At 62.8% G+C, this 22090-nt stretch carries 17 protein-coding genes and 1 pseudogene; 11 read left to right on the forward strand and 7 right to left on the reverse strand.

Features of this window, described 5'->3' with window-relative positions; genetic code table 11:
• Positions 1–1131: 1131 nt before the first annotated feature.
• The 6 genes from CLV65_RS01100 to CLV65_RS01125 form a co-directional block, all read right to left on the reverse strand.
• Positions 1132–2361, reverse strand: coding sequence for an acetate/propionate family kinase (locus CLV65_RS01100; protein WP_094690992.1), 1230 nt, complete (start codon positions 2359–2361; stop codon positions 1132–1134).
• A gap of 84 nt (positions 2362–2445) precedes the next feature.
• On the reverse strand, positions 2446–4119 hold the full coding sequence (pta, locus tag CLV65_RS01105) for a phosphate acetyltransferase (protein ID WP_094690991.1): 1674 nt from the start codon (positions 4117–4119) through the stop codon (positions 2446–2448).
• Positions 4120–4297: 178 nt separating this feature from the next.
• Positions 4298–6022, reverse strand: a complete 1725-nt coding sequence (locus tag CLV65_RS01110; RefSeq protein WP_094690990.1) for a sensor histidine kinase — start codon at positions 6020–6022, stop codon at positions 4298–4300.
• Positions 6019–6756 (reverse strand): response regulator transcription factor, encoded by a 738-nt coding sequence (locus CLV65_RS01115; RefSeq protein WP_094690989.1) that lies wholly within the window; start codon positions 6754–6756, stop codon positions 6019–6021. Before CLV65_RS01115 ends, CLV65_RS01110 begins: the two co-directional genes overlap by 4 nt.
• 1 nt (position 6757) lies before the next feature.
• Positions 6758–7492 carry a GTP pyrophosphokinase gene (locus tag CLV65_RS01120; protein ID WP_244569119.1) on the reverse strand — a complete coding sequence of 245 codons (735 nt, stop codon included), beginning with the start codon at positions 7490–7492 and terminating at the stop codon, positions 6758–6760.
• Between the two features lie 252 nt (positions 7493–7744).
• Positions 7745–8878: an FAD:protein FMN transferase gene (locus tag CLV65_RS01125; protein WP_144441860.1), complete on the reverse strand. Its 1134-nt coding sequence runs from the start codon at positions 8876–8878 to the stop codon at positions 7745–7747.
• A gap of 173 nt (positions 8879–9051) precedes the next feature.
• On the opposite strand from CLV65_RS01125, the gene CLV65_RS01130 reads away from it, so the two are divergent.
• The 7 genes and pseudogenes from CLV65_RS01130 (at position 9052) to CLV65_RS08850 (ending at position 17837) form a co-directional block, all read left to right on the forward strand.
• Complete coding sequence (locus tag CLV65_RS01130) at positions 9052–11067, forward strand: FTR1 family iron permease (RefSeq protein WP_244569118.1); 2016 nt, start codon at positions 9052–9054, stop codon at positions 11065–11067.
• Between the two features lie 115 nt (positions 11068–11182).
• Positions 11183–11821 carry an iron transporter gene (locus CLV65_RS01135; protein ID WP_094690987.1) on the forward strand — a complete coding sequence of 213 codons (639 nt, stop codon included), beginning with the start codon at positions 11183–11185 and terminating at the stop codon, positions 11819–11821.
• Positions 11822–12031: 210 nt separating this feature from the next.
• Positions 12032–13357 carry a DUF2318 domain-containing protein gene (locus CLV65_RS01140; protein WP_094690986.1) on the forward strand — a complete coding sequence of 442 codons (1326 nt, stop codon included), beginning with the start codon at positions 12032–12034 and terminating at the stop codon, positions 13355–13357.
• 24 nt (positions 13358–13381) lie between these two features.
• Positions 13382–14689, forward strand: a complete 1308-nt coding sequence (locus CLV65_RS01145; RefSeq protein ID WP_094690985.1) for an ABC transporter permease — start codon at positions 13382–13384, stop codon at positions 14687–14689.
• Complete coding sequence (locus CLV65_RS01150; RefSeq protein ID WP_094690984.1) at positions 14679–16025, forward strand: ABC transporter permease; 1347 nt, start codon at positions 14679–14681, stop codon at positions 16023–16025. The genes CLV65_RS01145 and CLV65_RS01150 overlap by 11 nt, the downstream gene beginning before the upstream one ends.
• A 330-nt stretch (positions 16026–16355) precedes the next feature.
• Positions 16356–17138 (forward strand): annotated as a pseudogene (locus tag CLV65_RS08845) (ABC transporter ATP-binding protein); the annotation flags it as partial.
• A gap of 159 nt (positions 17139–17297) precedes the next feature.
• Complete coding sequence (locus CLV65_RS08850; protein WP_169713379.1) at positions 17298–17837, forward strand: FMN-binding protein; 540 nt, start codon at positions 17298–17300, stop codon at positions 17835–17837.
• Between the two features lie 143 nt (positions 17838–17980).
• On the opposite strand, the gene CLV65_RS01160 is transcribed toward CLV65_RS08850, so the two are convergent.
• Positions 17981–18715, reverse strand: a complete 735-nt coding sequence (locus CLV65_RS01160) for an HAD family hydrolase (protein ID WP_157847182.1) — start codon at positions 18713–18715, stop codon at positions 17981–17983.
• Positions 18716–18999: 284 nt separating this feature from the next.
• Between CLV65_RS01160 and CLV65_RS01165 the strand changes: the two genes are divergently transcribed.
• The 4 genes from CLV65_RS01165 to CLV65_RS01180 all read left to right on the forward strand — a co-directional run bounded on the left by CLV65_RS01165 (position 19000) and on the right by CLV65_RS01180 (position 22031).
• Positions 19000–19845 carry an SMI1/KNR4 family protein gene (locus CLV65_RS01165; protein ID WP_094690982.1) on the forward strand — a complete coding sequence of 282 codons (846 nt, stop codon included), beginning with the start codon at positions 19000–19002 and terminating at the stop codon, positions 19843–19845.
• A gap of 61 nt (positions 19846–19906) precedes the next feature.
• Positions 19907–20563, forward strand: coding sequence for an SMI1/KNR4 family protein (locus tag CLV65_RS01170; protein WP_094690981.1), 657 nt, complete (start codon positions 19907–19909; stop codon positions 20561–20563).
• Positions 20564–20661: 98 nt separating this feature from the next.
• On the forward strand, positions 20662–21348 hold the full coding sequence (locus CLV65_RS01175; protein WP_094690980.1) for an SMI1/KNR4 family protein: 687 nt from the start codon (positions 20662–20664) through the stop codon (positions 21346–21348).
• Between the two features lie 2 nt (positions 21349–21350).
• A complete protein-coding gene (locus tag CLV65_RS01180) occupies positions 21351–22031 on the forward strand; it encodes a hypothetical protein (protein WP_094690979.1) in 681 nt (226 codons plus the stop codon).
• Positions 22032–22090 lie beyond the last annotated feature (59 nt).

The raw sequence follows: 22090 nt of genomic DNA on the forward strand, positions 1-22090 counted from the left end.
ATGACAGTCGCAAACCCTACGTCGTTCTTGATGTTGGCAAGTGTGGCTGTACCGGATGAGATCCAATCAGTGAAGACCCGCTGCGTCCTGACAGGATATCCGACGTTATTCTTCCCGGGAGCGTATGCAGGAATAAACACGCCGTTCTGGGACCAATTATGGCCTTTCCCGCCATGCAGACAGTGGGCTGCAGTGACAATGAGATGATTCGTACTGTCCAACAAGAGACGCGGTACATTGAAGATTTCTCCCATCTCGTTGAAAGAAAAATACGCCGGTAGCGGAGTCCGAACTCCTATAGGATGAGGAGAGAGGAATACGGGAAGTGGGGATTCGTATCTGTTCGCGGGATGGTATGGGTTTGTTTGGTTCATGCAATTCCGCTTGTAGAGGAGCTGCCTCTGCTTCGGGCCTGTAACCTCCACAATCGGCGACCCATGGATGTGTCGCCGATTGTGGAGGTTTGAGGTGCCGTTCGTGGGGTTGTATCTTCCGTTTTCGGCGAGTGGGTTGGTGTGTCGCCGATGGTGGAGGTTTGGGGTGCCGTTCGTGGGGTTGTAACCTCCGTCTTCGGCAAGTGGTTGGTGGTGTCGCCGATGGTGGAGGTTTGGCGGGGTCGGATTGGTCTGTTAACTTCCGTCTTCGGCGACCCATGGATGTGTCGCCGATGGTGGAGGTTAGGAATCTTATTTAAGAGTCTGTATCTTCCGTCTTCGGCGAGTGGTTGGTGGTGTCGCCGATGGTGGAGGTTTGGCGGGGTTGGATCGGCCGGTTAACTTCCGTCTTCGGCGACCCATTGATATGTCGCCGAAGACGGAAGTTTGGAACCTGTTCTAGGAGGTTGTGTCCTCCGTTTTCGGCGACGAACCGTATCATTTCGTTTGCCTGTGCCGTGCCTGCGCCATGCCTGCGCGATGCGCTGACGGGAATCATGGGGTATACAAAAGGGGCCGGTCCCGTGGAGGGAACCGGCCCCTTGAGTTCGTTCGGTGCTGCCGAATCATTTGTGGTTTTCAACGTCGTCGGACGCTGAAAACCACGTCGACCAGCAAACTGTGGTCTCACGGCCAGCGGTCTGCGGTCTGCGGTCTGCGGCCACGGCCAGCGGCCTACCGCGACCGTGCCTTCGACCTACTCGCCGACCTTGTTGCCGTAGGAGTCCACGCCGGCCTCGGCCAGGGCGGTGACCTTCTGCGCGATGGCGAGCTCTTCGTTCGTCGGGATCACGCAGATGAACACGGAGGAATCCGGGGTGGAGATGATGCGAGGATCCTTGGAACGGGTTGCGTTCTTCTCTTCGTCGATCTTCACGCCGAACGGAGCGAGGCGGTCGCACACCATCTTGCGCACGATGTCGTCGTTCTCACCCACGCCAGCGGTGAAGGTGATGGCGTCCACGCCGCCCATCTGAGCGGTGAAGTCGCCGATGTACTTGATGATGCGGTGCACGTACACGTCGAGGGCGAGCTTGGCGTCCTTGTCGCCTTCCGCCACGAGGGCGTGCACTTCGCGCATGTCGGAGTGGCCGCACAGGCCGGCGAGGCCGGACTTCTTGTTGAACAGCTCGTCGAGCTGGTCAACGTCCATGTGTGCGTTGCGGATGAGGTGGAACACCGCGGCCGGGTCGATGTCGCCGGTGCGGCCGCCCATCACGAGACCCTCGAGCGGGGTCAGGCCCATGGAGGTGTCGATCGGCTTGCCCGAGATCTGGGCGGAAGCGGAAGCGCCGTTGCCCACGTGCAGCACGATCTGCTTGAGGCCTTCGGCAGGCTTGCCGATGAGAGCGGGCACGAGGCCGCCCACGTACTCGTGGGAGGTGCCGTGGGCGCCGTAGCGGCGGATGTGATACTCCTCGGCGACCTGCTTGTTGAGAGCGTAGGTGCTGGCTTCCTCAGGAAGCTGGAAGAAGTAGGAGCTGTCGAATACGAATGCCTGCGGCACGTCCGGCAGGAGCTTGAGCATGACTTCGGCGCCGATGGCCTCCGGGCCGTTGTGCAGCGGGGCGAGGACGGCGAGGTCCTTGACCTGCTGGATGGTCTTGGCGTTGACGAAAGCGGGCTTGGGGAACACGGATCCGCCCTGGACCACGCGGTGGCCGACGGCAACGATGCCGGCGTTCTTGAGGTCGGGGCCGAATTCCTTGAAGAAGCCGAGGACGCGCTTGAGACCGGTCTCGTGATCCGGGATCGGCTCCTCGAGCTCATGCTTCTCGCCGTTGTACTTGTACACGTAGTGGCCGTCGCCCGCTTCGCCGATCTTCTCGACGAGGCCGGAGACGATGCCCTCCTGGGAATCAAGGTCTACGAGCTGGTACTTGATCGAGCTGGAGCCCGAGTTGATGACAAGAGCGGTTTTCGCCATTGTTGGATTCCTCCATCAGATTATTGGGAAATGGTGCTTTCCACGTGTTAGGTTACCCCGCGCACGGTACAGGGGCGGCGGCGTTCACTGGTGCGCGCACACCGCGGTGAGCGCGATGGTGTTGATGATGTCCGGCACGGTCGCGCCACGCGACAGGTCGTTGACCGGCCGGCGCAGGCCTTGGAGCACCGGGCCGATGGCGACGGCGCCCGAGGAGCGTTGCACGGCCTTGTATCCGATGTTGCCCGCCGACAGGTCGGGGAACACGAACACGTTCACATGCCCCGCCACGTCGTTGCCCGGTGCCTTCGTCGCCGCAACGTCGGGCGACCATGCGGCGTCGAACTGGATGGGGCCCACGGCGGCGAGGTCGGGCTCCTTTTCATGCACGATCCGGGTGGCTTCGGTCACCAGGTCCACGTCCGGTCCCTTGCCTGAGCCGAGGGTGGAGTAGGAGAGCATGCCCACGCGCGGATCGATGCCGAAGGCGCGTGCCGTGGCGGCGGACTGCAGGGCGATGTCCGCCAGCTGCTCGGCGGTGGGGTTGGGCGTGATGGCGCAGTCGGCGAACACCGCCACATGCGTGGGCAGGCACATGAGGAACGCGCCGGAGACCATCGAGGCGCCCGGGGCTGTCTTGATCACCTGCAGCGCGGGGCGCACGGTGTTGGCGGTGGAGTTGATGGAACCGGAGACCAAGCCGTCCGCCTGGTCGAGCTGCACGAGCATCGTGCCGAAATACGTGGGGTCCTTGAGCGTTTCGCGCGCCTTCTGCTCCGTCATGCCTTTCTTGCTGCGCAGGCGCACGAGCTCGTCCACCATCGGCACGAGCAGGCGCTCGTCGTGGAGGGAGTGGAACTTGGCCATCTCCAGATGCTCCAGTCCCATGTCGGCGCCGGCGGCAAGGATTTCGTCGCGTTCGCCGACGAAGAGGATGTCGACCACGTCGCGTTCGAGCAGGTAGTTGGCGGCGCGCAGCATGCGCGGCTCCAGGCTTTCGGGAACCACGATGGTGCTGTGGTGGCGGCGGGCGCGGGCGATGAGGTCGTTTTGGAAGAAGTATGGCGTCACGGGCAGGTCACGCTTGGCCTGGCAGGCGGCGAGCACTTCGTGTGCCGGGGCATGGTCGTGGAAGACCGGCAGGCTGCAGGCGGCTTCCTCGTCGTTCGTGCAATCCATTGGCGGCAGCGTCCACACCGGCACCTTGAGGTCGGAAAGGACGTCGAGGCTCTGCGCCTCCTTGTTGGGTTTGCAGCCGGTGACGAACACCCCGGCGAGGGGCACGCCGTTGCGGGCATACAGGTCGCGGTAGGCGAGCACGGTGGCGCGCAGCTGCCCGGCGTCGCGCTGCAGCGTGCACACGGCGAGCATGACGACCGACTGCGTGTCCGCCGCGAAGCGCGCGTCCATGACCGCAGCCTCGGGTTCGGCGATGCGGGAGGCGTCGCGTCCCACGAGCACGCACGCTTCGGGTTGCGTCGCGTCGCAGAACGTGTGGTAGCCGCGCGCCACGTCGCCGCGCGCCAGCGTCTGGTTGGCGCGCACCGCGTCGGAGGTCGTCGCGGTGGCCTGCTTCGCCGAGATCTTGGATCCGGCGGTGCGCAGCAGCACGGCGGTGAATTTTTCGCCCGGGTCGGTGGCGGGGCGGTAGATCTGCGTCTTGTAGCTGTGCGAAAGGACGCTCGCCACGCCGTTTGCCACGACGTTGCGGCCGTTGCCGCCTTCTGGACTTGCGATGAACACGCTGATGACGCTCATGGTGCTCTCCTTGTGAGGAATTGCTGTGAGGACTGGTGGTGACGGCGTCTGCGCCGGTCTGCTCTACATTCTAAGCGTTGACGTTTCAGTTTCGTAGCGTGACGCGCCCTCATGCTGCGTTTCCGCTTGAATTTCGACGCCGCTGCGCGGGTTCGGATGCCCTGCGCAGCGCCGCGGGTCAGCGCAGGTTCACGGTGAAGCTGATGCGCCCGTCATGCCAGGACGCGTCCACTGTGCCGTTCATGCGCGTGACGAGCTCCTGCGCCATCGCCAAGCCGATGCCGAACCCCTGCTTGCCGGAGTTGTGCGATTCGTCCGCCCGGTAGAAGCGTTCGAAGAAGCGGCTGTAGTCCTGTCCGGCGCCATCCTTGTAGTCGTTCGAAACGGTGAGCGCCACGCCGCCGCGTATGCCCTGGCGGGGCGCGAGGGTGATGTCGACCATGCCCCCGTCATCGCAATACTTGGCGCTGTTGTCAAGCAGTATGTTGAGCACCTCGGTGATGGAACGCAGCTCGGCCTGCGCGTGCACATCATCCTGGATGTGTGTCTGCAGCGTCTTGCCGGCTTGCTGGATGACGGGCGCGAAGTCCTGCGCCGCTTTCGTCGCCAGCTGGGTCATGTCGACGTCCGCCAGATGGAATTTCTCGTTCTCCTCGGCCTTGGTCAGGCTCACCAGCGCCGAAATCAGGTCATTGAGGCGCTTGGACTGGTTGATGATGCTGCGGGTCCACTCGTTCTCGCCGTTCACCGCCTCGAGTACCTCGGCGTCTGCGCTGATGATGGAGACAGGCGTCTTGAGCTCGTGCGAGGCGTTGGTGATGAACCGCTTCTGCGTCTGGAGCGTCTTGATGCTGGGCTCCACGGCGCGGCGCGACAGGCTCACCACGACAAGCCAGAAGACGAACACCGAGAGGAACGCGATGATGACCGACATGTCGAGCAACTGACGCTGCCAGTTGTGAACCTCCGTGTAGTTGAGGAACACGATGTCAATCGTGCCGTCCTGGACGGATGCGTCGTTGTCGGCGTTGTAGGCGCTCGAGGTGGGCGAGGGCGCGGGGGAGGCCGATTCGGAGGCGGATGACCGCGATGACCGCGTTGATGGTGATGACGGTGATGACTGCGATGACGCGGCTGACGAGGTTTGCGAGGATGACGCGGCTGACGGTGATGATGAGGATGACTGCGACGGCGCGGCAGACACCGAGGTCGAGGATGACGATGACCCCGCTGCCGGCTCCGACGCCGATGCCGAGGACGATTCAGAGGATGATGATGCTGACGCCGAAGGAGATGATTCCGATGATGACGACGCTGATGCCGCCGACGAGGCTGACGCGGAGGCTCCTGCGCTGGCTTCGGCCTTCGCCTGCGTCTGCGCCTCCTTGTCGACCACCCGGGCGGCATAGCTTTCACCGGCATACGAGAACTTCACCGTGCGCCCTGGCTCGAGGGTGGGATTGTGCAGCACGGTCAGGGAGACCATGTCGGCCTCCTGCACGGCAGTCAACTCCGACATCGTGTGCGCGTCGGTGCTCAGCACCGTGCCGTTGGGGTCGACGGTCAGCACGTAGTAATCCACCGACGTGATGCGCACGTTGGGCATGAGCTGCGCGCCCAGCGATTGCAGCGCACCCTCGTCCGCCTGCGTGTAGTAGCCGTCGGGCTGCTCGCCGGCGATGCGTATCAGGGAGCGGTTGAGATTGATGTTGATGATTACGCCCATCGTGCCGTTGATGATGATGAGTATGAAAAGCAGGATCACCGAAATGGCGATCATCGCGATGCGGATGAAACGATGGCGCAGCCTGCCGATTTCGGTGTTGCCCAGCTTCTCCTCGTCCTCGATGCGCCGGCTCACGCGCTCCCTGCGCTTGGCGCGGCGCACGCTCCACGCGCTCATGAGCGCCCGTCCTTGCCTGAGGAGAGCGCGCCGTCGCCGTCCGCTCCGCTTGTACCGCTCGCATCGTCGGTCTGTACCAGACGGTAGCTGCCGCCGCGCTCGCCGGCGATCGCGACGCTGCCACTCACGGCGGCGAGCTTGGAACGCAGATACGACACATACACATACACCAGTTCGCTTGTCGCCTGCGGGTCATCCGCCCACACATGCTCGAATATTGTCTGCGTGGACAACTCCTTGTCGGGGTTGAGCATGAGCAGCTCAAGCAGTTTCGTCTCGCGCGCGGAAAGCCGCATCGTGTTTTCCGAACTGATCTGCTGCTCGCTCACGTCGAGCGTGAGACCGGCGAAATTGAGCTGCGTGGGGGTGAAGCTCGTGGCGCGCCGCGCTTGCGAACGGATGCGAGCCAGTAGCTCCTTCATGGCGAACGGCTTGGTCAGGTAGTCGTCGGCGCCCGCGTCAAGCCCGGTGACGCGGTCATCCACCTCCGCCTTGGCGGTGAGCATGATGACGGGCGTGGTGACCCCCATGCCGCGAATCTGCCGCAACGCCTCGATGCCATCCACGCGCGGCATCATCACGTCGAGCACGATCACGTCATAATTGGCGGACTTCACCCGGTCCACGGCCTCCGCGCCGTCCTGCGCCACGTCCACGTCATATCCGTTGAGCTTGAGAATTGTGGCTTCGGCGCGTGCCAGTTCCTGCTCGTCCTCTGCAATGAGAATTCTCATGTCATGCCTCCTTGGGCTGGCGCGCCGCCGCGCCGTCGTCATCCATGCCGTCATCCATGCCGCCGTTGTCTTCGGCAATCAGGTTGCGGATCGTCTGCATCTGCAGGTCGCATGACGCCAGTTCATCGGCGCAGCGCTTGAGCTCCGCCGTAACGATCTGCACGTTCGCCGCCCCCAAGTCCTTCTTGTATTTGACCTGGTGCTCCAACGCCGCCCACGAATCCATGGCGATCGTGCGCAGCTGGATCTCGGCGGGATAGTGGCCGGGCGTCGCCCCCGTGGGGTCGGGGAACGGCGTGGCGATTGAGACGATCATGTGATAGCTGCGGTAGCCGTTCGGCTTGGGGTGGCGCACGTAATCCTTCTCTTCGATCACCTCGAACTCCGGGCGCGTGCGGATGTGGCGCACCAGCGCGTAGATGTCGTCGACGAAACTGCACACGATGCGGCAGCCGATGGCGTCGTGGATGTCATGCAAGGCGGAGACCGGCGTGGCGGGAAGCCCCTTGCGCTCGCATTTCTCACGCATGCTCGATTCCGACTTGATGCGATGGTTGAAATGCTCGTAGGCGCCTTCGCCTGTGCGTTGGCGCGTCGCCCGGTCGAAATCCTCGATGTGTGTGACGAGCATGTCCATGACGCGCGGCAGGTAGGCGGCGTAGCTGCCGTAGACGCTGCCCGAGGGCGCTTGGGGTGCGACAGGTCCCGGTGCGCCTGATGAATGGAAATCGGTCATGCTGCCTCCTTGGGCTGGTCGAAGACGTGCGCGCGGGCCGGCGATGCCGATGCCTGCGCAATACCACCATTATTACCGCGTGTGCCGCACCGGTCGGTCACAACGTGAGGTCACCGTCGGTCGGGTGACAGGTCGGGTGTCAAGTCGGGCGCGGGGATGGCGGTTGGTTTGGCGGTTGGTTTGGCTGTTGGATTGGGCGTCGGGTCAGGTGTTGGATTGGGAGTCCGGGCAGGTGCCGGATCAGGCGTTGAATCAGTTTTGGTAGTGGAGCCGGGCAGGGAAGCGGGGCGAGACCTGTGCGCTGCCGTCGCTCATGATGCGCGCAAAGGGGAACCCGTGCGTCAGTCCCAGGAATGCGGCGGTGGACTGGGCGTCGCACCAGCCCGTCGGCCAGTCGGTGCTCCCGCCGGGCACCATGCACCAGCTCGCGGCGACGGTGCGCACGGGCTCGCCGGTGAGGGCGTCCAGAAGGTGATGGACCTGCTGCAGGCTGTCGCCGACCGTCCAATGGCGCCGGCTGGGGGAGCTTGCGCACAGCGCGCTGCCGGCTGGCAGCTGCACCACGCCGACGGCCTCGGTGTCGTCCCACGGGCTTTCCATCGCCACGGTGATGTCCACGGTGGTGTACATGTCGCCGCCGGCGTCGATCACATAATCGCATCCGGGCATCCGCCCTGCAATCTGCCGGGACAGCAGGTCGACGAGGAACCCTTTGCCCGCCGCGCCGAAGTCAAGGCTCACGCCGTTCACTGCCGTCCCGAGCAGGATGAGCACGGGGCCCTCGTGCGTCACGTCGCGTCCCCAGCGCGGCGCGGCCGTTGCGGAGTCCCTGAAACCCGAGGGGTTTGTGAAGCCTGTGGGACCAGCGGAACCCGTGGGACCCGTGGCGCTCGCCGAACCCGGGGAACCCATGGAGATTGCGCCCGCAGAATTCGCGTGTGCACCAATGGCAAGGTCGGGGCCGTAGCCCAGCCGCACGAGGTCGGAGGCGACGCATGGGTCGAACGCCCCGCCGGTGGCGGCATGGAAGGTGTCGTAGATGTCGAACAGCGCGGCGGCATATTCGGGGAATGCGATCATGCGCGCCTTGCCACGTTCTGCCGTTGTCACGGCGTTGCCGCCGATGCCATCGATGCCACCGACGCTGCCGGCGATATCACAGCTGCTGCCGCCGATGCCTCCGAAGTCACTGCGAGCTATCATGCCCACCTTCGACGTGGCGGAAAATCTGCTGAATGCCGATTCAAAATTCGAGACCGTCTCACATAGTGAACGCTCCAGTTCCTCGTCGAAAGGCTCCCCGGACTGGATGATGATGCCGGTCCCCACTGCCTTCGGCATGGTCGTGATGAACGGCAGGCGCGTGCTCAAAGGCTGTGATTGCAACGGTTTCGTCTCCTTGTGATGACGGGCGGTCGAAGGGTGGCGCAGGGGAGTGCGCCCGCGTTCGTGCGCGTGATTGTATGACGGAAAAATTTGAAAAACAAGACTGTTTTTTCATTTTCGCCTTCCGTAAATTTCATTCTCGGAAACGCACAACGGAAAGCGAGGCGCACGGCATGTCCATGCACATCATGCCAGAACAGTCCACGGCACGGCAGCAGCCGCAGCCTTCGGCACATCGGGGACCTTTCGTCACACCCCCGGCCGCCGGAGCGGTGCCTGGACCGCGCCTCGCATATGTGAAGCCTTGGATGCGTTTCTTCCACTCACTGCTGGTGCTTGCCCTCATGTGCATGGCAGCGTTCGTTGTTCCCGCCGCAGATCTCGCAATGGCAGACACCAGCAGTTCTTCCTCGTCAACCCAATCCGCATCCTCGTCGGATTCGGCAAGCGCCAGCACCATTTACACAGAGGCTACGGACGCGGACTCGTGGACCCAGATCGCCGGGCGAGTGGCCGACCAGCTGGACGAAGCCGTCTCCGACTATACGAACGGCGACAAGGCGGGTGCACGTTCCGCCGCCCAGCGCGCCAACAACCAGGTCTACGTCGCATCCAACCTCGCCAACGCGATCTCCATCAAGGACCCGGACGCCTACGCGCAGCAAAGCGCTGCATTCACCGCGTTCACCCAGCTGACGCTCAAGGATGGCGCGGACACCGACCTCGCAGCCCAGCGCGCCGCCCTCGAAGCGTCCGTCAACGCCAGCGCCGCCGCCCTCGACGCCGATTCCTCCGTCGCCGACCCGCGCACCTACGCCTCCCAGCGCACCACGCAGATCCAATCCGAACGCCAGACTCTCGACGCCAACAAGAAACGCGTCAACGAAGGGCGCGGTGACCGCACGTGGAGCGACGTGGCAGCCGAAATGACCGACATCCTCGACCAGGCGATCGCCAAGACGCAGGCCGGTGACGGCCGCGCGGGCTCCGACCTCGTGAACACCGCGTACTACCAGTATTACGAGAAGCTTGGCTTCGAGAAAACCGTGATGAACGCCATCAGCGGCGCCCGCGTCTCCCTCGTCGAAAACCAGTTCAAGACCTGCCGCAAAGACATGGTCGGCACCACCGGCGCCAGCCTCACGCAGACCGAGCAGGACGTCGAACAGCTCAAGTCCATGCTCACCGAGGACGCGGGGATCCTCGACGGCGGCGCCGCATCGAACGTCAACCCCGTCAAGAAATTCTTCAACTCGTCGTTCGGCCAGGCGTTCCTCATCCTCCTGCGCGAAGGCCTCGAGGCGATTCTCGTGGTCGCCGCCATCATCGCCTACCTCATCAAGACCGGCAACAAGCCCGCGGTGAAGTTCATCTACCTGGGCATCCTGCTGGGCTTGGCGGCGTCGGGAATCATGGCGGTCGTGCTCAACGTCGTCTACGGCGCGTCCGGCGCCAACCAGGAGCTCGTGGAAGGATGGACGGCGCTCGCGGCAATGCTCATGTTGCTGTTCACCGGCAACTGGATGCTCTCCAAGTCGTCGGTCGAATCGTGGAACCGTTACGTGCGCACGAAGACGGAGGCGAGCGTCGCCGCCGGAAGCGTGCTGTCGCTGGCGCTGCTGTCGTTCCTCGCGGTGTTCCGCGAAGGCGCCGAGACCGTGCTGTTCTATCAGGCGTTGCTGGGCATGGCGGCGGGCAGTGAGTCGCAGATCTGGCATGGCGCCATCGCGGCGGCCGTGGTGCTTGTCATCGTGTTCCTGCTCATCCGCTTCACGTCGGTGAAGATTCCGATTGGCCCGTTCTTCTTCATCACCAGCCTGTTCATGGCGCTCATGGTCGTCGTGTTCGCAGGCGGCGGCTTGCATGAGCTGATCGAGGCGGATGTGTTCGACGGCACGTTCATGCCTACATGGCCTACGAACGACTTCCTCGGCATCTACCCCTACGTGCAGACCGTGGCGTTCCAAGCGGTCATGCTGGTGATCGTCGCAGTGCTGTTCACGGTTTCGACCGTTAAGCGCCGCCGCGAGGAGGCCGCTCGCCGCACCGAGGAAACCACACAGCCTGCGAAGGGACCCGAGCAGATTGCGGATGAATCCGCGGAACCTGCAAAAGAGTCCGGGCAGCCTGCCGAGGAATCCGTGCAGCCGGCGAAGGACGCCGAGGCGGCCGATAGCGCCCTTCAGTGAAGGTGCTGAAAGTACTGGCAGCGCTGACGGCGCTGAAGAACTCAAGACGTGGTGGCGATTCGTCGCTCACCGTTTCCATTCACACCACTAACCCCACACAAGGAGAAAGAAACAGATGAACAAGAAGCACATGGCATCGCTCGCGGCGCTTGCGCTCATCATGACGCTGGGAACCGCCGCCTGCGGCACGTCCTCGGCTTCCTCGAGCTCGGCGGCATCCACGGCATCCGCTTCTGATTCCGCATCCAGCTCGTCGTCCGATTCGTCGAGCGATTCCGCCGGCTTTGAAGAGATCCCGATCGGCGACGACGTCCAGTCCGGCCCGCTCAACATCGGCGCCGTGTACTTCCAGCCCGTCGACATGGAGCCTTCCGGCATGGGCCTGTCCGCCGCTGAGGCGAGCTTCCACCTCGAGGCGGACGTGCACGCCCTCGCCGACAACAACCTGGGTTACGCCACCGGCGACTTCGTGCCTGACTGCACGATCGAATACGAGATCATCAACAACGCCGACGGCTCCACCGCGACGTCCGGCACGTTCATGCAGATGAACGCCTCCGACGGTCCGCACTATGGCGGCAATGTCAAGCTCGACCAGGCGGGCAGCTACACGCTCAAGCTGACGATCCATTCGCCCGCCGAGAACGGTTGGATGCTCCACACCGATTCCGAGACCGGCGTGACCGGCCACTTCTGGACCGATCCGATTGTGGTCAGCTGGACCGATTGGAACTACACGCCGGTCGAATGGTAAGTCCGGTCGAACGGTAAGCCCAGTTGCAAGCCCAGTTGAATAAGAAACCCCGTTGGATGGCAAGGCGACCCGGCGGCAGCCGGTAGCCCCATTCACGAAAGCCTGTGCCTCAAGCCCCGCGGAAGAGCTGTGACTTCCACGGGGCTCGAGGCGTGAGAAAGCAACGAACACGGCCGTGCGCGCCACGCGCCGCATCAGGGAAGGCACTTCATGCTCGTCCAATTCATCCAAGCCTGCGAAGGCACGCTGGCCACGGCGCTCGTTGTCATGGTCATGTCCGTCCTGCTGCCCGAAGGGGAGGGCGTCGTCAAGGCGCGCAGCGCCCGGCTGCGCACCGGGGGACTGGTCCTGGGCATCACGGCGGCGATCGTCTTCGCGGCATTGCGCGGCACGGGCATCATCACCCAGCGCACCGCCGTGAACGTGCCTACGCTCATCGCCTGCGTGGTGTGTGACCTGCTGGGGTTCGCCGCCATCATCGCCGGCGCCGCCGCACGCCCCGGCACGCGCAGGTATGCGCTGTGCAACGCGGCGGCGGCATGCGCAATCGCCATGATGGCGTTCCGCGCGCTGCCCGGCGTGGTGCTGCAGCTGACGAACTTCATTGTTCCCGGCGAACCGGTGTTCACCTCCGAGATGCTGCTGCGCGCGCTCGGCTTCGTGCTGGGCATCGCCCTGTCGGTCATTGCCGCCGCGATATTTCGCACGATGCGCGGCACGCTGCCCAGATGGAGCTTCGTGCTCGTGGCGCTGCTGCTCGAAGCCCTCGTGCTCGCCGAGCATGCGGTCGACCTTGCCAAGGTGCTCCAATCCGTGCGCCGCATCCGCCTGCGCGGCACGTCGTTCCGGGTGCTCGTGCAACTGGTCAACCATTCCACATGGTTCACCATCGGCGAGGCAGCGGTGTTCCTCGTGCTCATCGTGATGAGCATCGTCTACGGCATGCGCATGAAACCCACCGCGCCCATCTCCGGCCGGGACTTCCGGTTCCTGCCCGGCATGCCCGTCGTCTACGCCATGGACAGCGAGCCCAACGCCGCCGTCGTGCGCATGCGCCTCAAATACCGCCGCCATGCCATCGCCGCCGCCATCTGGAGCCTCGTCATGGTGGTCGGCATCACCGTCACCCTCACATACGGCGTCGCCAAGACGCAAGAAACCATCACACTATCCCCGCCGGAAGCGTATTCGATGAGCGACGGCACCATCACCATCACCTACGCGCAGGTCTCCGACGGCCACCTGCACCGCTTCAAATACACCGCCGCCGACGGCACCGTCATGCGCTTCATCATCATCAAGAAAAACGGCTCCGCCTACGGAATCGGCCTGGACGCCTGCGCCAACTGCGGTGACGCCGGCTACTACGAAAAGGACGGCAAGATCATCTGCAAACGCTGCGGCGTCGCCATCAACCTGGCGACCATCGGATTCAGCGGCGGATGCAACCCCATCCCATTCGACTACACGTCCGGCGACGGCGCCATCACCATCCAGGCATCCACGCTCGACGCGCTGTCGAGCAACTTCCGCTGACCGCGGCGCACCAAGGAGACTCGCATGTTCTTCCTAAGAATGATCAGGCAGTCGCTGCACCACCAGATGGGACGGCGTGCGCTCATCGCGCTCACGGTATGCCTGTCGGCGGCCGTGTCGGTGACGATGCTCGGCGTCGTGTTCGACGTCGGTGACAAGCTCAACGCCGAACTGTCCACATACGGCAGCAACATCGTCGTCCAACCCAAGTCGCAGGCGGTTGTCTCGAACCTGTACGGTTCCACCGCCGGCTCGACGGACTCCACCGAATTCCTCCACGAAAGCGACGCCAGCAAGATCAAGACCATCTTCTGGTCCTATAACATCACGGCGTTTGCCCCCGAACTCCACCGCCATCTCGAGGTCACCACCTCCACAGGGAAAACCGCGCACGACACGGAGACCGTAGGCACATGGTTCCACAAGACCGTGCAATCCTCCACCGGCGAATCCACCACCACCGGCGTCAAGGACATGCGCAGCTGGTGGAAGGTGACCGGGCAGTGGGCGTCCGACGACGCCGACGAAACGATGGTCGGCTCCACGCTCGCCCAACAACTGGGCGTCAGCGTCGGCGACACCCTCACCCTGGCGGACGGCGCCGACTCCACCCACCCCTCCCGCACGCTCACCATCACCGGCATCTACGAATCCGGCGACGATGACGACACAGCCCTCTACGTGCCATCGGCCATCGTGCAGGACGTGAGCGGCCTGACCGACGACATCGACGAAATCGAAGTCAAGGCGCTCACCACCCCCGACAACGACCTCGCCCGCCGCGCCGCCAAGGACCCGCTGGGACTATCGCAAGAAGACTGGGAAACCTGGTATTGCACCGCCTACGCCTCGTCCATCGCCTACCAGATCGAAGAAGTGATCCCCGGCGCCGTCGCCAAACAAGTGCGGCAGGTGCAGGCGCTCGAAGGCACGGTGCTGAGCAAGACACAAGCCGTCATGATCGTCATGACCGTGCTCACGCTCATCGCCGCCGTCATCGCCGTCGCCAACCTCATGGCAGCCTCCATCGCGGAACGCTCCGCCCAACTGGCATTGCTCAAGGCGGTGGGCGCTCGCAACGGCGAGGTGTGCCGCCTCGTGCTAGGCGAGACCGCCGCAGTGTCGCTCATCGGCGCCGTGGTGGGCGCCGGCGTGGGGTCGGCGATGGCGCAGCTGATCGGGCACGTGGTGTTCGGCACGTCGATTTCCATGCGGCCGATGGTGTTCGTGCTGGTGGCTGTGCTGCTCACCGTCGCCGTGCTCGTCGCCTCTCTTGCGTCGCTGGCGTCCATTCTCAAGCTTCATCCCGCGGAGGTGCTTCATGACAGGTGATAGCAACAACAACAGCAATGCCGCGAACCGCCGCATGTTTTTCACCATGCTGTGGGGCGCGATGTTCCGCCGGCGCTCGCGCGCGGTGATGGCGGTGCTGGCGTCGCTCGTGGGCGCCGCGACGCTGTTTTGCCTCACCGTGGTGTGCCTGGAGGTGCCGCGGCAGATGTCGGAGGAATTCCGCTCGTATGGCGCGAACCTCGTGGTGTCGAGCACCGCAGTGTCGAGTACCGCGTCGAGCACCTTGTCGGCAGGCGCATCGGAGGGCGCTGCTTCGTCCAGCACGGTGTCGGATGCGCAGGGCATGGATTCCGCCACGCTCAACGAGGTGATCGCTGCGGTGGATGCCGCCGGGCAGGAGAATCACGCCGAATACCGCTATGAGAACGTGCGCGTGCATGCGGCTTCGTACATCATCGCCGGCATGAACCCCGCCGACACCCGTGTGCTTGACCAGCATTGGACGGTGGAAGGGGATTGGCCGGCATCCGGGGACACCAAGAACATCATGGTGGGCCGTGACATCGCGGATGCGATGAACCTGCAGGTCGGCTCGTCGCTGACGATGTCATACCGAGGCGATTCCGACGATGATTCGGATTCCGCCTCGCAGGCCTCGGATTCTGCCTCTGCCTCGGCTTCTGCCTCATCGTCCGCGGCGTCGCATGCGTCCAGCGACATCATGGATACCAGTGGCGAATCGTTCCGCGTGTGCGGCATCATCGACACCGGCGGCGAAGAGGATTCGATGATCTACGCCGACATGGCGCTCGTCGAGCAGCTGAGCGGCACCGAGCGCGGCGCCGACGCCGTGGAGTTCGCCTCCAGCCTTGACGCCGACGGCCTCGATGCGTTGGTCTCGTCCATCAACGCGCATTCGGCGCAATGGCATGTGACCGCGCAGAAGGTGAGCCGCATCTCCGCCGCGAACCAGCGCATCATCACGATGCTCAACACGCTGTTTTGGATCGTGTCGCTCGTCGTGCTCGTGCTCACCCTCATCGGCGTGGCGACGACCGTCACATCGATCGTCTCGCAGCGGCGCAACGAAATCGGCCTGCGCAAGGCATTGGGCGCCTCCGCGCAGTCGATTGCCCGCGAGTTCTACGCCCAATCCGCGCTGTATGGGCTCGCAGGATCGGTGCTCGGCATCGCCGTCGGCTATGCGGTCGCCACCGTGCTCGCCACCCAGGTCTTCGGCAAGTCCGTGGGATTCCACTGGGTGCTGGCGCTGGCGTCGGCTGCGGTGACCGTGGCGGTGACGGTGGTGGCGTCCGTCGGGCCCGTGCACCGGGCGTCGCGCATCGATCCGGCGGTGGTGCTGCGCGAAGAGTGACTTATAGCGCTGAGTGACCTGTAGCGCTGCGTGGTCTGTGGCGCTACGTGGCTCAGGGCGCGACGCGGAAGAACGGCAACCCAACACTGCAACCCAATACGACATCCAATAAGGAACAACCAACAGGCGCGATCGCCCCATCGATTCCATGGGGCGATGGGCGATCGGCAAGGAGCGACAGGAGCAATCATGATGTGGAGAAAGAAAGCGGCGTCCCGCGCGGATGCGCTCGCGGTTTCAAGCAAGACGGACACGACGACGCAATCCGTCCGACAGCAATCCGCCCAGCAGAAAACCGTCCGACAGGAATCCGCCCAGGCGGCCGACGGCATGGTGCTGCGCCTCGACCACGTGTCGAAGGTCTACGGCAGCCTGCGCGCCGTCGATGATCTGAGCCTCACCGTGCCACGCGGCCAGTGGCTCGCCATCGTCGGTTCGTCCGGCTCAGGCAAGACGACGCTGATGAACATCATCGGTTGCATGGACGCCCCCACGTCCGGCACCGTCACCATCGAGGGACGGCAGCTTGCCGACATGGGCGAGTCGCAGATGGCGCAGGTGCGCAAGAACGTCGTCGGGCTTGTGTTCCAGAAGTTCTACCTCGTGCCGTATCTCACGGCGCTTGAAAACGTGATGGTCGCGCAGTACTACCATTCGGTGGTCGATGAGAAGCAGGCGATGGACGCGCTGCGCAAGGTGGGGCTGGCCGACCGTGCCAAGCATCTTCCCAGCCAGCTGTCCGGCGGCGAGCAGCAGCGCGTGTGCATCGCCCGCGCCCTCATCAACTGCCCGCAGATCATCCTGGCGGATGAACCCACCGGCAATCTGGACGAGGCGAATGAGAAGATCGTGCTCAGGCTCTTCCGCGAACTGCATGAGCAAGGCACCACAATCATTGTGGTCACGCATGATGCGCTCGTCGCATCCTGCGCGCAGCGTGAGATCATGCTCAACCATGGTGTGCTCGCCGGCGAGAAGTGGAATGATGACGAGGCGAAGCGGCGGTATGAAGCCATGGGCGGGCGTCCGGCATACAGCGGTGCGCATGAACCCGGTGCCGCGTCGATACCCGAAGGATTCGATGATCCGACGAAAGCCGCGAAGACCGGCGGCAGCAATGCGCTCGGCGATGATGCGGTTGGCGATGATGCGGTTGGCGATGATGCACTGGATGACCGCGCGGTTGACTCCACGATTCCGTCAGAGGCTGCGTCAGAGGCTGTGTCAAGCGCTGCGTCAAGCACTGTGTCAAAGGCGCCGTCGAAAACGCCGATGCGCAAGGCAGTCGCAGCCCTTGGCGCGGTGATTGCCTTGGGCGTTCCCTCGCTTGCCGGATGCGGCGAACCAAAGGCGGTGCCTGCCGACGACGAGTATGCGGGCAGTGAGGAATCCTCATCAGGCAACGGTTCCGATGATTCCGCCGGCTGGAAGTCCACTCCCAACGCCGCCAGCGCCTCGGGTTCGGCCGCCACCACCGCCGACACTGGCGATTACGCCGACGGCACTTACAAGTCCAGCGCCACGTACGGACCCGTGGGGGAAGACAGCATCGACGTGTCAATCACCGTCGCCGCCAGCCAGGTGACGGACGTGCAGGTGGTGGGGCATGCCTTCACATCCGTGTCGGAAGGCCATCAGGATGACTTCATCGCCGCGATCGGAGGCGTGGTGAAAGGCAAGCCCCTCAAGGATCTGTCCGTGGACAAGGTTGCCGGCGCGTCCTGGACCTCCGACGCTTTCAACGCCGCCCTCGACGTGATACGGCAGGAAGCCAGCGCCGCCCGAACCGATGTCTCCGGCACCGGGGAGTGAGCCGGCGCCAATGAATCAACAGGCAGACCGGAACGGGCAGACCGGTTAAATACCGATCACATACAGGCAAGTAAAGGCAAACAAAAAGGCTGCCTCCGCCCAAATCCAAGCGAAGGCAGCCTATTGCATATTGGCTGCGGCAACTAGCGTTCGATGGAGCCCAGCTCCATGAAGTTCGCCAAATCGTCCAGCTCAAGGCCGGTGTAGTCCTTGATATTGGTCACCTGCGGACCATCGAACACCACGCCCTCCGGGGTGAAACCCGTGATGGCGACCACCGTTGCGCCGCTGGCGCCGCCAGACTCCAAGCCCACCTTGGAATCCTCGAACACGAGGCAGTCCTGCGGGTTGGCGTTCACGATCTCAGCGGCACGAAGGTACGGTGCCGGGTCCGGCTTGGCGGCAAGGCCATCCTCGCCACACACATAGCCGACGAATGCGCCCTCGGGAGCCTGCTCCACCATGTTGCGCACCATGGCGCGCGGGGAAGCGGAGACAATGACATTCGGGATGCCGGCGGCGGCGAGCTTGCGCAGCAGCTCCAGCGAGCCGGTCGTCCAGCACGGGGTTTCCTTCTCGCGGCCGATCACATAGCCGATGATCTCGCAGCGCAGCACCTCGGTATCCACCGGCTCGCTGATGTATTCCTTCAAGATCTCCAGCAGGCGAGGCGTGGACTGGCCGCGCGCGCGAAGCGGCACATCGTCGTTCCACTGGCCGCCGTGCTTCTCGATCACATAGCGCTCGCCATCGGCCCAGTAGGGCTCGGAGTCGATGAGCGTGCCGTCCATGTCCCAGAACACCGCGGCGGGCAGGCGGGTGCCCTCCTCGGATTCAAGGTCGGTTTGTGCAAAAGTCAGGGTTTCGTTCGAATTCACGCGCTTCATTATGCCAACACGCACGAACAAGATGGGTCTGTCGGCATTCATCCGCTTGCCATGTGGACGCCATTCCACACTTGCCAGATTCCGCTCCTGTTGTTTTCCCTTCTCTTTACTGGAATGTCGCTTTTGTTTCTTGACTCTGCCCCGAACCGACCTATACTGAAGCTGATGGGATTGCTATAAAGGGAGGCTACCAATTCATTGTGCTTCCCGTTTCCAAGACACTGTCGAAGATGTCGATTCCCACCGGCGGATTGTGCGAAGGAGTGTGATGGTTAATGCCTAGCAGCGAATTTGAGTTTCCTTTTGCGACGTTCGCATTGGGTAAGTATGAGGAATTGCTTGTGGAACATGACGCCGATGTGGTACGCAGGTTGCGTCCCGGTCTGACACGTGAGGAGGCGGAACGAGTGGCGGAACGCAACGGCGTGTTCCTCGATGACGATGCGTTGGCGTTGTGGATGTGGCATGACGGTGACGCGTTGGCGGATTCGGAGGCGAACGGTTGGCATGGCCTTCCGGGGATTGCCGCAGGCCTTTCCTTCCCGTCGCTCGCGGATGCGCTTACGCTCGCGCGCAGGGTACAATCCGGGGATGCATACCGTCATTGGGCTGATTTGAATGGGATGGACATGCTTCCGCCTTTGGACGCCGCCCCGGAGGTTATAGCGAAGTCAGCGCGGGAGATATCTCAGTTCTTCCTTCCCGTGGCGACCCTCATGGGCGAGCCGGTAATCTCGTTGCAGTGCATCAGACCTGAAAAAGCGTCCATGATTGAGTTTGGAATCTATCTTGGTTCCGTAGATAGGGACTTGCGGGATACCCACCGATGGATATTCACTGACATGTTGCTCGAGTGGCTCCACAATGTGAAGTCGGGGTACTGGCTTGTCTATCCCGACGGCCAGTTGAGGACGAATCAGTACTGGGGTCTGTCTGGTCACGATGGGGAACAGGAGGTCAAAGAGAAGTTCGCACCGTTCAAATTCGAGACGAAGAACGGAGTATACACTCGAGAAGCCAACGAGCGTTTCAGAGCAGGATTTAAGAGGTATGCCGGATACCTCGATGAGTTCGAGAGGGAGCATGTGTTAAAGCGCCGCAAGCAGAGCGATGGAGCATGAGGACTGCAATGCGGAACCGAATGGATGGCACAAACATGAGATTGGGACGTGAGGAATAGCAATGTCATTTGGTGATGTACGCAAGGCGCTGGATGCATATGCAGCGTATTTGGATTCGATTGGGTGCCCTTCTCCACGTCGGCTGAGGCCGGGACTCAGTGAGGCACAGGCGCAGGAAGCCGCCCATGGACTCGGTCTGACGCTCCCGGAGGATGCGCTGGCGATTTGGACATGGCATGATGGGGAAGGTGCCGCGGCTGATTTTCCGGCGTTGTGTCTGGGTGGTCGGGGTGGTTTCTTCAATACTCTGCGGTTTCCGTCGTTGAAAGTGGCTTTCCGGGTCGCGGAGTACGCCGCCTCGTATTGTGAGGTGGCGGAAGCTGCCTCGACGGGGGACCCGCAGTCGTTGATGCTCGAGGACATAGGCAAGGATTTCGTCTCGTATGTCGATCTGGACGGGCCTGGCGCGCCGGCACGCTTATGGGATGTGCCGTTCATGGTGGATCGCGGACACCCGGTGTACACGGTGGATTGTAGGGACCGTGGAGATCTCGACGCCCTGTGTCGGAAGACAACGGAGTTTGGTTTTTCTGATCCGTGCGGTCTGGGTGTGGCTCAGGTGATTGAGCGGCATCTCGAAGACCTGAGGAGCCAAGTGTCGGACGGAGAGCTTGAGGTGGATTCATATGGCGTGTTGCGCTGCGTGCCACAGGGCTGAGATAGCGCTGTTCACTGTCCATTCACGTCGCTTCCATCCGTTTGCTTCGGATTCGACAATATTGAGATTTACGGGATTGCTATGCAAAGGAGCAAAACATGAGTTTCCAAGAGACAACGCAGGAATTGCGTGAATATCAGGATGTATTGCAAGAGTATGGAGCGGATGTGGTGCGCCGGCTTCGTCCGGGGCTTACGCGCGAAGATGCCCTCCACGCCGCCGAGAAGAGGGGACTGTTCCTGACGGAGGATGCGCTGGCATTGTGGATGTGGCATGATGGCGATGCCTCCGCGGAAAGCAGCACGAACAGCTGGTGCGGCGATGCGGGCATCGTGGCGAGCCTGTCGTTCCCTTCACTCGGCGATGCACTTGACATCGCGCTCAAGAACCCGGTGCTGAAGGATGAGTCCCGGAAGGCAGATCCAGAGAGCGTCATCGACGTCTATTCACTTCCTGTCGCAACGCTGTGGGGCGAGCCTCACATCTCTTTGCACTGCACAAAGCAGAACCCTGATGCATTGAAAGATGCTCCGGTACCTGGGGACACATTGACCTATTACGGCGATGGCTATTTGACCTATTTTGGCGATGGCTATGGGGTGGATTCCATACATACCATTCCGTTCGCCCAGATGGTTCGGTCGTGGACCCGGTATGTGCAAATGGGCTACTGGAAGGTCTATCCGGACGGTCAGCTGCGCGAGGACCAGTACTGGGGATTGCCGGGCCATTCAGGGGAACAGGAAGTCAAGGATTTGCTCAAGAAGCTCGATGGGGAGGAATAACGATGGCTTTTGATGAAGTGCGCAAGGCATTGGATGCCTACACGACGTATCTTGATTCGATTGGGAGCATGCTGCCGCGGCGATTGGAACCGGGCCTGGACGAATCGGAAGCGCAGCGCATCGCCCATGGCTGGGACGTGACGCTTTCCGAAGATGCCCTGGCGGTGTGGACGTGGCATGACGGAGAGGGATTGGCGCGTGTCTGCCCGCCAATGCAAGCGAGCTATTGCTACAACAACCAGGCGGAAGTGGGATTCTTCTTCATTTACCAGTTCCCTTCGCTTCGTGCTGCGATGCAGGCGACCGAGCGCGTCACGGCGTATGCAGTGTCTTCTGCGGCTGGCATGTGCGGTGTGCCGGAGCTTGAACTGGTGGAGTCGTATGACGCGGAAACAGGCGCGAGGTATGTCGATCTCGACGACATGGATTTCGCCCGCCCGCCTCGTCTATGGGATGTGAGCTTCATGCTCGACGATGACAGGCCGTTCTACCTGATTGACTGCAAGGATCCGTCCGCCAAGGACTCTCAGGTGTTGGAAGAGGAGGAGTACACCGGCTATCGCCCGATCGGCACCACTGCCGAGTGGATTGAACGCACTTTGGAAGACCTGAAGCAACGGGTCGAGGACGGGAAGCTTGAGGTGGATGCCTACGGCGTGCTGCGCCGCGTACCGCAGGACTGAGAGTAACGGTTGGGGCGGTCTGCTCCTTGGTACAAGCGGGTGCCTTGGTGCAAGCGGGT

Source organism: Pseudoscardovia suis, assembly GCF_002797875.1.
Taxonomy (GTDB): domain Bacteria; phylum Actinomycetota; class Actinomycetes; order Actinomycetales; family Bifidobacteriaceae; genus Pseudoscardovia; species Pseudoscardovia suis.